General features: G+C 73.6%; 9 protein-coding genes. 4 read left to right on the top strand and 5 right to left on the bottom strand.

Going from position 1 to position 14,114, the window contains the following annotated elements:
* The first annotated feature begins 15 nt into the window (after positions 1-15).
* Positions 16-1,200 carry a kynureninase gene (gene kynU, locus ABZT47_RS07465; RefSeq protein WP_354837281.1) on the top strand — a complete coding sequence of 395 codons (1,185 nt, stop codon included), beginning with the start codon at positions 16-18 and terminating at the stop codon, positions 1,198-1,200.
* A gap of 8 nt (positions 1,201-1,208) precedes the next feature.
* Here kynU and ABZT47_RS07460 read toward each other — a convergent pair whose 3' ends face one another.
* Positions 1,209-1,661, bottom strand: a complete 453-nt coding sequence (locus ABZT47_RS07460; protein WP_354837279.1) for a gamma-glutamylcyclotransferase — start codon at positions 1,659-1,661, stop codon at positions 1,209-1,211.
* 220 nt (positions 1,662-1,881) lie between these two features.
* Here ABZT47_RS07460 and ABZT47_RS07455 point away from each other — a divergent pair, with 220 nt between their 5' ends.
* Positions 1,882-3,273 (top strand): NAD(P)H-quinone dehydrogenase, encoded by a 1,392-nt coding sequence (locus ABZT47_RS07455; protein ID WP_354837277.1) that lies wholly within the window; start codon positions 1,882-1,884, stop codon positions 3,271-3,273.
* A gap of 32 nt (positions 3,274-3,305) precedes the next feature.
* Here the strand turns inward: ABZT47_RS07455 and ABZT47_RS07450 are convergent, their stop codons facing one another.
* The 3 genes from ABZT47_RS07450 to ABZT47_RS07440 form a co-directional block, all read right to left on the bottom strand.
* Entirely contained in the window at positions 3,306-4,535 is a 1,230-nt protein-coding gene (locus tag ABZT47_RS07450) for a pentapeptide repeat-containing protein (RefSeq protein ID WP_354837275.1), read from the bottom strand.
* Between the two features lie 141 nt (positions 4,536-4,676).
* Positions 4,677-6,068: a hypothetical protein gene (locus ABZT47_RS07445; protein ID WP_354837273.1), complete on the bottom strand. Its 1,392-nt coding sequence runs from the start codon at positions 6,066-6,068 to the stop codon at positions 4,677-4,679.
* Positions 6,069-6,363: 295 nt separating this feature from the next.
* Complete coding sequence (locus ABZT47_RS07440) at positions 6,364-8,109, bottom strand: biotin carboxylase N-terminal domain-containing protein (protein ID WP_354837271.1); 1,746 nt, start codon at positions 8,107-8,109, stop codon at positions 6,364-6,366.
* 229 nt (positions 8,110-8,338) lie between these two features.
* Here ABZT47_RS07440 and ABZT47_RS07435 point away from each other — a divergent pair, with 229 nt between their 5' ends.
* Together ABZT47_RS07435 and ABZT47_RS07430 are read left to right on the top strand one after the other, a co-directional pair.
* Positions 8,339-8,611 (top strand): WXG100 family type VII secretion target, encoded by a 273-nt coding sequence (locus ABZT47_RS07435; RefSeq protein WP_354837269.1) that lies wholly within the window; start codon positions 8,339-8,341, stop codon positions 8,609-8,611.
* A 61-nt stretch (positions 8,612-8,672) separates the two neighbouring features.
* Positions 8,673-9,137, top strand: coding sequence for a TadE family protein (locus tag ABZT47_RS07430; RefSeq protein ID WP_354837267.1), 465 nt, complete (start codon positions 8,673-8,675; stop codon positions 9,135-9,137).
* A 25-nt stretch (positions 9,138-9,162) separates the two neighbouring features.
* On the opposite strand, the gene ABZT47_RS07425 is transcribed toward ABZT47_RS07430, so the two are convergent.
* Positions 9,163-13,842 carry an FtsK/SpoIIIE domain-containing protein gene (locus ABZT47_RS07425; protein ID WP_354837265.1) on the bottom strand — a complete coding sequence of 1,560 codons (4,680 nt, stop codon included), beginning with the start codon at positions 13,840-13,842 and terminating at the stop codon, positions 9,163-9,165.
* Positions 13,843-14,114 lie beyond the last annotated feature (272 nt).

Genomic DNA, 14,114 nt, shown 5'->3' with positions numbered 1-14,114 from the left:
CCGGAGGGCGCGGGCATGGGTGAGCTGGTCGAGCGGGCGGCGAAACTGGACGCCGAGGACCCCCTGCGGCGGGTCCGGGACGAGTTCGACCTGGACCCCGAGGTCGTCTACCTGGACGGGAACTCGCTGGGAGCGCCGCTGCGCCGGGTGGCCGAGCGGGTCGAGCAGGTCGTCCGGGAGCAGTGGGGCCGCAGGCTGATCAGGTCGTGGCCGGAGGGCTGGTGGACGGCGCCGGAACGGGTGGGGGAGAAGATCGCCCCGCTGGTCGGCGCCGCGCCGGGCCAGGTGGTCGTGGCCGACTCGACCAGCGTGAACCTCTTCAAGGCGCTCGTCGCGGCCGTGCGCATGGCCCCGGGACGGCGCGAGATCGTCGTGGACGCCGCGACGTTCCCGACCGACGGGTACATCGCCGAGTCGGTGGCCGAGCTGACCGGCACGGTGCTGCGTCCCGTCCTGCCCGACGCCCTCGACGAGGCGCTCGGCGACCGGACGGCGGTGGTCCTGCTCAACCACGTGGACTACAGGACCGGGCGGCTGTACGACATGGCGGCCGCCACGGCGAAGGTCCACGCGGCCGGTGCGAGGATCGTGTGGGACCTGTGCCACAGCGTCGGCGTGCTGCCCATCGCGCTGGACGCGCTGCGGGTCGACCTCGCGGTCGGCTGCACCTACAAGTTCCTCAACGGCGGTCCCGGGTCGCCCGCCTTCATCTACGTGCCGAGCCACCTGCAGGCGGAGTTCCGCCAGCCGCTGTCCGGCTGGGGCGGGCACCGCGACCCCTTCGCGATGGACGCCCGGTACGAGCCCGCGCCCGGCATCGCCCGCGCCCGCGCCGGCACTCCCGACATCCTCTCGCTGCTGGCCCTGGACGCCGCGCTGGACGTCTGGCGGGAGGTCGACCTGGCGGACGTGCGCGCCAAGGGGCTCGCGCTGACCGAGTTCTTCATGGACTGCGCGGACGAGCTGCTCGGCGGCGCCGTCGAGGTGGTGACGCCGCGCGACGACCGGCGCGGCCACCAGGTGTCCCTGCGCCACCCGGACGCCGAGACGCTGGTCGCCGAGCTGACCGCCCGTGACGTCATCGGCGACTACCGCACCCCCGACATCCTGCGCCTCGGCTTCGCCCCCCTGTATGTCCGCTACCAGGACGCCCTGGAAGCCGCGACATCCCTCGCGGCCCTCCTCGCCCGGTCAGGCTGAGCGACGGCTCAGCCCCCGATGGAGGTGCAGGGGCGGGTGCGGAGGTCGGCGACGTAGTCGTCGGGGGCGCCGGCCTTCTCGGCGGCGTCCGCCAGGATGCCGAGGTAGCGGGCCGAGGGCAGGCCGCCCTCGTAGTCGTTGAGCACGTAGAACCAGGCGACGACCTCGCCGTCCAGGGTGGCGACGCGCAGGCGGACCTTGTGGTAGAGGCCGAGCACGGCGCCCTCCCACTGGTCCAGGGAGGTCTCATCCCACTCGGGCACGTCGTAGAGGACGACGAAGACGTGCTCGTCGGGGTCCTCGGCGATCGTGGCGAGCGCGCCCTCCCAGCCGACGTCCTCTCCACCGAAGGTCAGGCGCCAGCCTTGCAGCCAGCCCGTCCCGCGCATGGGCGAGTGAGGAGCCCGCTGAGCCATCTGCTTCGGGTCCATGTTGCTGCCATAGGCGGCGTAAACCGGCACGGCACACAAGACTAATCCAAGATCGGCGCGCGGATCCGTCCTCGCGGTTTCAACACGCGCGGAACCGTGGCCGACCAGCGCCGTTCTTCCGGTGATCGACACCACGACCGTGGATTCATAGGGGTTTTCCGGGGCTAATCAACCTTTTTTACTGGTCTTCGAGGGTTTAGGCCGGGTATTGCATGCCTCGCACTGCTCGTCATGCGGGACAATGGGGTACGTGACGAGGATTGTGATCATTGGTGGCGGGCCCGGCGGTTACGAGGCGGCGCTGGTCGGCGCCCAGCTCGGAGCCGAGGTCACCGTGGTCGAACGCGACGGTCCCGGCGGAGCCTGCGTGCTCACCGACTGCGTGCCGTCCAAGACCATGATCGCCACATCCGTCCGCAAGCAGGCCCTGCTGGACGCTTCCTCCCTCGGCGTGAACTTCACCGGCGGCCCCGACGGCGACGTCGGCGGCGTGCGGGCCGACATGCCGCTGGTCAACAAGCGCGTCAAGGAGCTGGCCGCCCACCAGTCGGCCGACATCGCCGCCCGCCTCGCCGCCGAGGGCGTCCAGGTCGTCCAGGGCGCGGGACGGCTGGTCGACCCGCAGGTCGTCCGGGTCGGCGACCAGACCATCAGGGCGGACGTCGTCATCGTCGCCACCGGCGCCACCCCGCGCGTCCTGCCGGGAGCCGAACCGGACGGGGAGCGGGTGCTCAACTGGCGCCAGCTCTACGACCTTCCCGAGCTGCCCGAGCACCTCATCGTCGTCGGGTCGGGCGTCACCGGCGCCGAGTTCGCCGGCGCCTACCGCTCGCTCGGCTCGGAGGTCACGCTCGTCTCCTCCCGCGACCGGATGATGCCGAACGAGGACGCCGACGCGGCCGAGGTGCTGGAGGAGGTCTACCGGCGCCGCGGCATGAACGTCATGGGCAAGTCCCGCGCCTCGTCGGTCAAGCGCACCGAGGACGGCGTGGTCGTCACCCTGGAGGACGGCCGGACGGCGGAGGGCAGCCACTGCCTGATGACCGTCGGCATGGTGCCGAACACCTCGGGCATCGGCCTCGAGGGAGCCGGCGTCACGCTGGACCGCAACGGCTTCGTGCAGGTCGACAAGGTCTCGCGCACTTCCGCCCCCGGCGTCTACGCCGCCGGCGACTGCACCGGCGTGCTGATGCTGGCCTCGGTGGCGGCCATGCAGGGCCGCATCGCCGTGTGGCACGCGCTCGGCGAGGCCGTGCAGCCGCTGCGCCTGGCCACCGTCGCTTCGACGATCTTCACCGATCCCGAGATCGCCGCCGTCGGCATCGCCGAACGGCAGATCCAGGCCGGCGAGGTCGAGGCGAACATCGTCAAGCTGCCCCTGGCCACCAACGCCCGGGCCAAGATGCAGGGCTTCAACGACGGTTTCGTGAAGCTCTTCTGCCGGCCGAACACCGGCATCGTGCTCGGCGGGGTCGTCGTCGCCCCGCGCGCCTCGGAGCTGATCCTCGCGGTGTCGCTCGCCGTCCAGCACCGGCTCACCGTGGACCAGATCGCCCACACCTTCGCGGTCTACCCCTCGCTCGCCGGCTCGATCACCGAGGCCGCCCGCCGCCTGATGCTCCCCGGCGCGACCATCATCTGATCCCGCCCCGCCGTCGCCCGGTCCCGGCCAGGTCAGGTGAGGCGGGAGCGGACGCGGGTGAGGGCCTCGTGGCCGTGGTGGAGGGCCGCCGCGACCCCGGCCAGCTCGGGCTCGGAGCGGGCGTTGGTCAGGGAGTGCTTGGCGGCCTCGTAGGCGTCCAGCGCGCGCCGCCAGTCCTGGTCCACGCTGCCGGTGTTCATGTGGTTGATCTTGTAGTCGAAGTCGAGCGCGTCGATCTCCTCGCCCAGCCTGATCACGTTCTCCTCCGCGGCGCGCCGGGCGCCGGCGAACCGCGCCGCCCGCTCGACCCTGCGCCGGTGCGACAGGCCCCAGAAGATCAGCGTCAGGCTCAGCCCCACGCCGCTGAGGATCACCAGGACCAGGCCCAGCCCGCCCTTGCCCCGGGAGGCCGCCGGCTGCCCGAAGTCGGACGTGGTGTCACCGGCGTCCTCGGGCAGGTCCTCGGTGCTGCCCTTCGCGTCGCTGGGGACGTCCTTGGGCTCGCCGAGCGCCCCGGTCAGGTCGAGGTCGTCGGCCTGGGTGAAGGACGCCTGCTCGACCGTCGCCCCGTGCAGGTCGGCGCCGTCCATCTCGGCCTGGGTGAACTCGGCCTCGCTGAGGTTGGCCCCCTTGAACACCGCGAACTGGAGCTTGGCCTGCCCCAGCTTCGCCTCGTGCATCTTGGCCTTGGTGAAGTCGGCGTTCCTGGCCTGCAACTGGCCGAGGGTGGCCTCGTTGAGGTCGGCGCCGGAGAGCTTGGCGTCGGTCAGGTTGGCCTGGGTCATCTCGGCCCGTGCCATGACCGCGCCGGTGAGGTCGGCGTGCGGCAGCTCGGCCTGGCCGGCGTCGGCGTCGGTGAGCACGGCGTTCCTGAGGGTCGCGTGCTTGGCGTGGAGCTGACCGAGGTCGGCGTTGGACAGGTCGGCGCCGGTGAGGTCGGCGTACTCCAGGTGCGCCTGGGTGAAGTCGGCCTCCTTCATGGAGGCGTTGCGCAGGATCGCCCCGGACAGGTCCTTCTGGGTGAAGTCCACCTCGTCCAGCTTGGCGTTCGTCAGGTCCGCGCAGCGCAGGTTCTCCGGAAGGGCGGCCCCGTCGGTGAAGTCCTTGCCGCGGAGCTTCACCCCGGACCCGGGCTTGCAGGGCGCCGCCAGCGCTGTGTGCGCCGCCGTGGCGGCGGCCGGGGACGCCGCCGACGCCGGCACGGCGGGGACGGCGAGAACGAACAGCCCGGACATCAGGGCCAGGGGGATGGAACGACGCAACGCAAGCCTCCTCGACAACTGGGCCGAGTGTGGCAGGTGATCATATACGGCGGGTTGCACCCACCTTGCAGATCGCTTTCGGGCAAAGGGGAGAGCCCCGGCGCTGGACGCCAGGGCTCTCAGGAGTGAGGGGTCGGGGTGCTACCAGTCGCCGCCGCCGCCGAAGTCGCCGCCGCCGAAGTCGCCACCGCCACCCCAGTCGCCGCCACCTCCGAAGTCGCCGCCGCCGCCGCCCCAGTCGCCGCCGCCGGACTCGGCGCCCTGGGCGAAGCCGGCGTCGTACCCGGCCCCGTAACCGCCGCCGCCCCAGCCGCCGAAGGATCCGCCGAGCATGGTGCCGATGAGCATGCCGGTCATCAGGTCGCCGCCGAAGCCGCCGTAGTAGCCGGAGGCGTAGGGGGCGTACGCGGGGCCCGCGTCCCAGTAGGGACGGCGCTGGCCGTCGACCATGACTTCGCGCATGTGCGGGTCGAAGCCCTGCTCCACGCGCTGCGCGTCGGCGGCGCAGGCGGGGACGTCGCGCGGGGCGCCGCCGGGCGGGGCCCACAGGACGTCGCGCGCGGACGGGCCGTGCTGCGGGTTGAAGAAGCAGGGGGCGCGCCGCTCGGGGAGCGGCTCGTTGTTCACCCTGGCCTTGACGCACGCGAGGGCGTAGCGGCCCTCTTCGAGGGCGGTGGTCACGCCGCGCAGGTCGTCCGCGCGCTTGACCGCGGCCAGCTCGTTCTTGGCCCGCTCGTAGGCGTCCAGGGCCTGCTGCCAGTCGCCGCTGGTCTTGGCCTGGTTGTCCGACACCTTGACGTCGAGGTCCAGCGCGGTGATCTCCTCGCCGAACTTGGTGACGTCCTCCTCGACGGTCTGCTTGACCTGGGCGAGCTCGGCGGCCTCGCGGGCCTCGCGCTTGCGCTTCTTGCTGCGGGAGATGAAGAAGATGCCGAGGCCGCCCACGACGGCCAGGACGAGGATGCCGATGAGCACCCCGCCGCCGCCACCGCCGCCCGCGGCGCTGCCGGCCTTGAGCGCGCCCTTGGTGTCGCCGCTCGCCGCCTTGTCGACCCGGTGGACGAAGTCCTCCATGCCCGAGACGACGTCCTTGTTGTTGCTGGTGGCCGCGGTGGCGAGCTGGCCCGCCAGGCCCGTCTTGCGGATCGCGCTCGACCCGGCGAACAGCGTGGTGCCGTCCAGGACGGCGACCGTGGCGCGCGGACGGCCCTCGGCGGCGAGGGCCCGGCCGAGCGCGGTGATCAGCGGGCCTGCCGAGGCGCTGTCGGTGACGGTGCCGTCGGCCAGCGCGGCTACGTAGATCTTGCTGTCGGCGCCCTTGAGGGTCTTGCGCATGTCCGAGAGCTGGCTGGAGCTGAGCGAGACGCCGGGGGCGACGTAGAGGGGGTCGCCCGTCTTCCAGGCGGCGATGATCGTGTTGGGATCCGGGGGGGCCGCGGCCTGTGCCGCGTGCGGCAAGGCGAACAGCGTCAGCAGTCCGGCCAGCACGGCCACGAACGTGGCAGTGGCGCGGCGCATCGTATGAGTGGTCACGGCTTTATGCCTCCTTCGTCCTACAGGACGAATGGCGGGTCGTCTGAGTTCCTCGGTACGCCACCGTATCTCCACGCGTACGCGAAGTCGCGACAGACGCGTACGCGAATGATCTCCTCGCGCATGCGACATCGCGACGGGCGCGTACGTGAGACACCTTCTCGCCCATGCGGTGGCACATTCTCCTCGCGCGCGATGGCACGTCTCCTCGCGCAGGCGACATCGCTTGCGCCGTCGCGGGAGACGCGTACGAGCCGTCACCGGAGACGCGTGTCCAGACCGCCGGGGCGCGGGGTCAGGCGTCCTTGATCTCGCAGATGGCCGCGCCCGCCGTGACCGTCTGGCCGACGGCCGCCACCAGGCCGGTGACCACGCCGGCCTTGTGCGCGGTGAGGGGCTGCTCCATCTTCATGGCCTCCAGCACCACGACCGTGTCTCCGGCCTGCACGACGTCGCCGTCGGAGGCCGCCACCTTCACGATCGTGCCCTGCATCGGACTGACCAGCGAGTCGCCGGTGGTGGCGGCGGCCGCCGCGCCCTTGCCGCCGACGCGGCGGGACGGCTTCTTCGGCGCGGCCTGGCGCGTCATCGCCGAGGCGGCGGGCAGCACGACCTCCAGCCGCTTGCCGCCGACCTCCACGACCACCCGCTCGCGCTCGACCGGCTCCTCGGCGGCGCTCTCCCCGGCGTACGGCTCGATCGTGCCGGTGAACTCGGTCTCGATCCACCGGGTGTGCACCGAGAACGGCTCGCCGGTGAAGGCGGGGTCGGACACGACGGCCCGGTGGAACGGCAGGACGGTGGGCATGCCCTCGACGACGAACTCCTCCAGCGCGCGGCGCGAGCGGGCCAGGGCCTCCTCGCGGGTGCGGCCGGTGACGATCAGCTTGGCGACCAGCGAGTCGAACGACTGAGGCACCGTCATGCCGGCCTCGTAGCCGGCGTCCAGGCGCACGCCGGGGCCGGCGGGGGCGCGCAGCGTGGTCAGCGTGCCCGGCGCCGGGAGGAAGTTGCGGCCGGCGTCCTCGGCGTTGATGCGGAACTCGATGGAGTGGCCGCGCACCTCGGGGTCGCCGTACCCGAGGGGCTCGCCGTCGGCGACGCGGAACATCTCGCGCACCAGGTCGATGCCGGTGACCTCTTCGCTGACCGGGTGCTCGACCTGCAGCCGGGTGTTGACCTCCAGGAAGGAGATCGTGCCGTCCTGGCCGACCAGGAACTCGCAGGTGCCCGCCCCGACGTAGCCGGCCTCCTTCAGGATCGCCTTGGAGGAGGAGTACAGCAGGTCGAGCTGCTCGCCGGACAGGAACGGGGCCGGGGCCTCCTCGACGAGCTTCTGGTGGCGCCGCTGCAGCGAGCAGTCGCGCGTGGAGACCACCACGACGTTGCCGTGCCGGTCGGCGATGCACTGGGTCTCGACGTGCCGGGGCCGGTCGAGGTAGCGCTCGACGAAGCACTCGCCACGCCCGAACGCCGTGACGGCCTCGCGCACGGCCGACTCGTACAGGTCGGGGATCTCCTCCATCGTGCGGGCGACCTTCAGGCCGCGCCCGCCGCCGCCGAAGGCGGCCTTGATCGCGATGGGCAGGCCGTGTTCGGAGGCGAAGGCGACGACCTCCTCCACGCCCGACACCGGGTCGGGGGTGCCGGCCACCAGGGGGGCGCCGACGGCCTGGGCGATGTGCCGGGCCGCGACCTTGTCGCCGAGCGCGGTGATCGCGGACGGCGGCGGCCCGATCCAGGTGAGGCCGGCGTCGATCACGGCCTGGGCGAACTCGGCGTTCTCCGCGAGGAAGCCGTAACCGGGGTGGACGGCGTCGGCTCCGGAGTCGGCGGCGACGCGCAGCAGCTTGCCGATGTCGAGGTAGGTCTCGGCGGGCGACTGCCCGCCCAGCGCGTACGCCTCGTCGGTCATGCGCACGTGCAGCGCGTCGAGGTCTTGGTCGGCGTAGACCGCGACGCCGGTGAGGCCCGCGTCCTTGCACGCCCTGGCAATCCGCACTGCTATCTCGCCACGATTGGCGATCAGGACCTTCCGCACCGAGGTCGTCCCTTTCCTCCAGAGGCCTTGCGCGCCTTCAACGGAGTGTAAGCGGGCTTTGATCCGCCGTGAGCCCCTACCCCCCCGCTTACATGCGCGTCCTACGATCGTTTGTACGGCGCGGAGCCGATAATCACTAGGTATAACCGGTGCGTCTGAGGGGTTGGCCGTCTAAAGTAGGGGCGTTTGGCTACCCACTGTGTGCGACCGATCCCGAAGGAGACCGGCCATGAGCCAGAGCTTGCTCGGCGGCGACCCCGCGGAAATGCAGAACATGGCAGCCCAGTTCACACAGCAGGCCGAGCAGGTGCGCCAGACGATGGCCGCGCTCGACCGTGAGGCGGCCAAGGTCGGCACCGCCTGGACCGGCCCGGGCGCGGTGCGTTTCGGCGGCGCCTGGCAGAACTACCGCCAGGCCTTCCAGCGGATGTCGGAGGAGCTGGCCGAGGCGTCCCGCATCATCACGACCTACCGGGGCAACATCGAGTCCGCCACCCGTTAGCCCCGTGCGCCGGGCGTGCTCGCGCGCGGCCGCCCGGGTGGCGGCCATGGCGCGAGAGAGCGTGAGGACACCGCGGCAGGACACGGCGACGGCGGACGGCGGCGGGCGGGGGCGAGCGGGCGACCGCGGCGCCTCGGTCATCGAGCTGGCGCTGATCATGCCGGTCGTGCTCGCGGTGATCCTGCTCGTCGTGCAGTTCGCGCTGGTCTTCCACGGGCGTCAGGTGGCCGACGCCGCGGCCCGTGAGGGCGCGCGCGTCGCCCGGGGCGCCGGCGCCTCCGCGGGCGGCTGGCAGTCCTCCGCCGAGGCCCGGGCGCGCGGCATCGTGCGCGCCATCGGGCCCAAGATGCTCCAGGGAGTCCAGGTGCGCGCCTGGGAGAAGGGCGACCAGCGCGGCGTGGTCGTCGAAGGCGACGCCGTCGCCGTGGTCCCCCTGTTCCCCGGAATGACCTTCAAGATCACCTCGACGTTCGGCGGGCCCATCGAGTGCTTCCGCCCCGACGACGGCGACACCGGCTGCCAGTGACCCCCTCCCGGAGCCCGGAGGGGCGTCAGGGGGCGGTGAGGGCGGCCTGGACGGGCACGGGCGTGCCTGAGGTCACCAGCAGCCCGCGGCCGGGCGGGCCGCCGACGGCGCCGCGCGGCAGGCGGACGTTGAACAGGTCGCCGTCCGCCGGGCTCTGCACCGACAGCAGCAGCCCCGTCCGCGCCTTGCGCGCCTCGGCCACGAACCCCCGGTAGGCGGTCGCCAGGTCTCCCGTGGTGCCGGCGATCAGCAGGGCGTGCTCGCCGTCCCTGCCGCTGCGCAGCGTCTCCTCCAGCGCCTGTCCCAGCGGGGAGTCCGGCGAGACCAGCTCGGCGTCGTCCACGACGACGACGTACCGCTCCTGGCCGGCCACCAGCGCGGCGAGGTCCTGGACGTCGCTGGTGAGCACCCCGAGCACCCCGGGCTCGCCGGACAGCTCGCGCAGCGGGCTGCGGCGGGGGGCCACCAGGGCGACCGGGGTGTCCTGCCCGAGCAGGAACCGCACGGCCGTGACCAGCGCGGACGAGCGCCCCGATCGCGACGGCCCGGCGACCACGGCGGCCGGACCCTGCGCCAGCAGGTCGACGCCGAGCGGGGCCAGCGCGTCGCCGCCGGCGCCGAGCAGCGCCCACAGCGGCGAGGGCGGCTTGAAGCCGGGGGCCAGGTCCAGCGCCTGCGCGGCGGTGACGCGCAGGGGCAGCGCGTCCACCCGCAGCGGCGCGGCCGGCTCGGGGAAGGCCTCGGCGGCGGCGCGGGCCAGGTCCTGCAGTGCGGCGACCTGCGCCGGCCCGGACGGGTCATCGCACAGAAGGGCGATCTGGCTCTCGACGACGCCCTGTTCGCCGAGGGACATCGCCCGCCCGGGGGGCAGGAAGGACGGGATGCCGCGCGGGGGCAGGCCGGCCAGGCCGTAGTCGGCGGGGTCGGCCAGCCGCATGATCAGGCGGTCCTCGAACAGCGTCGAGATCTGGCCGAGCAGCCCCGAGCGGTCGGAGGTGACCACGGCGCGCAGTCCGACGGCCGGGCCCTCGCGCAGGAGCTGCATGAACGCCTCGAGCAGCCGTCCGTAGTCGTAGCCCTCGAACGCGGCGGTGAAGCCCTCCCAGCGGTCCAGCATCAGCACCAGCCACGGCAGCCGCGGCGCCGCCTCGCCGTCCGGGCCGCGCCGCTGGGCGGCCCTGGCCTCGGCGAGGGAGGCGTACCCGGCCTCGGCGAGGAGCTGCTGCCTGCGGCCGACCTCCTCGCGCAGCCGGGTGAGCAGCCGCTCCACCCGGTCGAGCTGGTCGCGGGTGACCACCGCGCCGCAGTGCGGCAGCGCGACCAGGGGGAGCAGGGAGCCCGACCCGCAGTCGACGGCGTGCAGGTGCAGGTCGTGCGGGGAGGCGTGGGCGGCGATGGCGCCGGCCAGGGTGCGCAGGGCCGTGGAGCGCCCGGTGCGGGCCGTCCCGGCGATCAGCAGGTGCCCGCCGTGGGCGGGGTCGAGCACGAGCGGCCTGCGGTCCTGCGCCCAGGGCATGTCGGTGACGCCGAAGGCGAGCGGCGGCACTTCGCCCTGCTCGGCCGCGCCGCCGGATTCCGCACGGCCGTCCGATGGCAGCAGGAACGTGTCGGGAAGCGGCGGCAGCCAGGGGCTGGGCTGCTCTTTCACGCCCAGCATGCGGGCGGCGTCGGCGACGGCGTCCACCAGGAGGGCCAGGTCGGCGGCGGGCCCGGCGTCGGCGGCGGACGGAGCGCCCGCCTCGGGCCCGGTGCGCAACGGATGTCCGAGGTCGCGCCAGCCCACCTCGACGACCTTCGGCCCGCCGCCGCGGCGTGCGGCCGTCGGCGCCCTTCCGCCGATGCGGGCGGTCTGCACGGCTTGGGCCGGTCCGGCGCCGGAGCGCACGTAGCACCGTCCGGGGGTCGCCTTGGAGATGTGCGCGGCCTCGGGCCCCGCGATCACGTCGGCCGACTCCGACGGCTCGGTGACGCGCAGCGCGATGCGCAGGGAGGTGTTGGCCTGGATGTCGGCGGTGACCACGCCGCCCGGCCGCTGTGTGGCGAGGATCAGGTGGATGCCGAGGGACCGGCCGCGCCGGGCGATGTCGACCAGGCCGTCCATGAAGTCCGGCAACTCGGACACCATGGCCGCGAACTCGTCGATGATCAGCAGCAGGCGGGGCAGGGGCGTCGCGGCGGAGCCCCGGACGCCGTGGTCGCGCAGCTCGTGGTAGTCGTCGATGTCCTTGGCCCCGGCGGCCAGCAGCAGGCGCTCGCGCCGGCGGATCTCGGCGGCCAGGGAGGCCAGCGCCCGCTGGGTCAGATGCTCGTCGAGGTCGCTGACCATGCCGACCGTGTGCGGCAGGCGCACGCACTCCTTGAACGCCGCGCCGCCCTTGTAGTCGATCAGCACGAACGTCATCTCGTCGGGCCGGTTGGCGACGGCGAGCGAGCAGATCAGCGTCTGGAGCAGCTCGGACTTGCCCGCGCCCGTGGTGCCGGCGACGAGCGCGTGCGGGCCGTCCGCGCGCAGGTCGACGCTGAACGGCCCGTCGGGCCCGACGCCGATCGGCACCTCGGTGGTGCGGCCCCCCGCCCGCCACCGCGCCGCGACGGCCCGGCCGGAAGGGGACAGCTCCAGCAGGTCGAGCAGGCGGACCGAGCCGGGCAGCACGGCCGCCGCGTCGTCCCTGCTGACGTCCCGCAGCGGCGCCAGCGACCGGGCGAGGCGGTCGCACCACGCGGGCGAGACCTGGTCGGCGAGGATCTCGCCGATGGCCTCGAGCCCTCCGCCGCGCAGCCGGACGAAGCCGTCGCCCCCGCACTCGACGACCGTCGCGCACTCTTCCGGCAGCAGCCGCCGGTCCTCGTCGATGGCGATCGTGTACACCCCGGCGCGCGGCCCCTGGCGCAGGACCTGCGGCATGCCGGGCAGGGTGCGCAGCACCTGGGCGCCGTCCAGGATCAGCAGCACGTCGTAGGGCCGGTCGTCGTAGGAGGCGTACAGCGGCTCCTCGTCCGGCGTGAAGGACCGGCCCCATCCCTTGGCGGAGGTCAGCGCGCCGAGGCCGTGCGCGTCGTCGTCGCCGAGGCGCTCGGCGATCAGCGCCGACAGCTCGGCGACCCGCTGCGCCGCCGCTTCGGGGTCGGCGCCGACCAGGGCGACGCACTCGGCGTCCCTGGGCGCGCAGTGCGGCAGCCAGCGCGTCCATCCCCACTGGGCCGCGCCGTCGGCGTTGGCCGACAGCACGACCACCGCCAGGTCGCGGGGGCTGTGCAGGGTGGCGGCCGCGCCGGCCAGGGACCGGGTGAGGCCGAGCGCGACCTCGCGCGACCCGGTGACGCCCGCCACGCCGAGGCGCCGCATGGCCAGCGAGACCGGCACGGCCCCCGACAGCGGCGGCTCGGGCATCGGCGTGTCGGGCGAAGCGCCCCGTTCGGGGACGAACTCGATCTCGGCCGGCAGGTCGGCCAGGCCGATGCGCAGGCGCAGGGCGTCGGGATCGTGGCTCCTGCGCTCCCACAGGCGCCCGCGCGGCCCGGTGGCGGTGAGCAGCAGCTCGGCGGGGTCGGGGGAGGCGGCGCGGCGCTCCACCTCGTTGACGGCCCTGGCCTTGTCGATCGCGGCCTCGAAGGCGGCCAGCCGCTCGCGGTAGGCCTTCATGGCCTGGCGGTACTTCTTGCGGCCGTGCCGGCGGTCGCTGATCCACTGGCCGATCATGATCGCGGGAGTCATGAAGGCGATCAGCAGGTAGAACCAGACGTGGAAGACCGCGACCAGGGTGATGCCGAGGACGGCGGGCAGGAGGGCGGCGAGCAGTTGCAGGCGCGCCCCCTCGCCGCGGCTCGGCTCGGCCGGCACCTCGAAGCGGCGGCGCCGCTCGGCCGGGCGCAGGCGCGGCGGACGGTTGTAGGCCAGGCCGCCGTCCGGCAGGGCGTCGAGGTGCGCGTCGGCGGGCTCGGTGGCCCGCAGCACCAGCACGGAGTTCCCGCAGGCCAGCGGCGTGCCCTCCGGCCAGGGGCGGGGCGCTCCCACGGGCTCGCCCGCGAGCCTCGGGACGGTGTGCGCGGCGCCGCGCGTCAGGTCGCCGATGACCTCGGCGCCCGCGGCCACGGCGACCGGTCCCTTGCCGTGGGGGGCCCGGCCCCGCGCGCGCCGGCGGGCGGCGCGGCGGGCTCGGCGCGATGGCTTGGCGGCCCTGCCGCCGGAGGAGTACATGGACCTGACCAGCACGTCCTCCGGGGTCACCCGCACCTCGGCGGCCTCCGGCGCCAGGTGGTGATCATCGACGTGGACGGCGCAGGACGGGTCGGACCCGATGACGTGGACGCCGAGGCCCAGCCGGTGGACCGAGCCGGCGGCGGGACCGCCCACCACCCTGACCTCGACCACGCCGCCCGGCTCGGCCAGGAGGGTGGACCCCGCGGCGCGCTGGTCGAGCGTGACCAGGTCGCCGTCGCGCAGCGCGGCGGTGACCGGCGCGTCCGGGGCGAGCCGCCTGCCGTCCACCCACAGCGACGGCGCCTCGGGCGCCGTCCGCGGGCGCGGCTGCCCGCCGAGCCCGTACGGGGCGCGGGCGCGCGGCAGGCGCACGACGTTGCCGTGGCGCTCGGCGGGCGAGCCGTCCAGCGCGGCGGCGAGCCCGGCGACCGTGGTCTCCTCGTCGCCGTCGACGACGACCTCACGGTGGCCGTGCTCTGAGACCACGGTAAGCATGATCCGCATGCGACGTCTCCTCCGGGTCCGGGCTCCCGCGCTTCAACGTAGCGACGGGAGTTCGGCCGGTCCGGAGGTTTACGTCAACCAGACCTGCGGGTGCCCGTCTTCGTGCTCGTCCACTTTGTTGCCGTCAGGCCCAATGACGTACCACTCGCCGCCCGACATGTTCCGTCCGATGCCGAGTGATTCTCCATCACTCGCGGTCCGCGGCAAGGCCGGTCGAGCTGCGGATTACGGGAGCTTCATGCATATTTGATGCGATATGTGGTTGATAGGGC

Origin of the sequence: Sphaerisporangium sp. NPDC005289, assembly GCF_040607455.1 — a bacterium.
Lineage (GTDB): Bacteria > Actinomycetota > Actinomycetes > Streptosporangiales > Streptosporangiaceae > Sphaerisporangium > Sphaerisporangium rhizosphaerae.
Note: the sequence above shows the minus strand (reverse complement) of the source record. Positions and strands in the feature narration are given on the sequence as shown.

Excerpts from the sequence above, each read along its gene's own strand:
- ABZT47_RS07425 (WP_354837265.1), bottom strand. The coding sequence starts at position 13,842 with ATGCGGATCATGCTTACCGTGGTCTCAGAGCACGGCCACCGTGAGGTC.
- ABZT47_RS07435 (WP_354837269.1), top strand. The coding sequence starts at position 8,339 with ATGAGCCAGAGCTTGCTCGGCGGCGACCCCGCGGAAATGCAGAACATG.
- kynU (WP_354837281.1), top strand. The coding sequence starts at position 16 with ATGGGTGAGCTGGTCGAGCGGGCGGCGAAACTGGACGCCGAGGACCCC.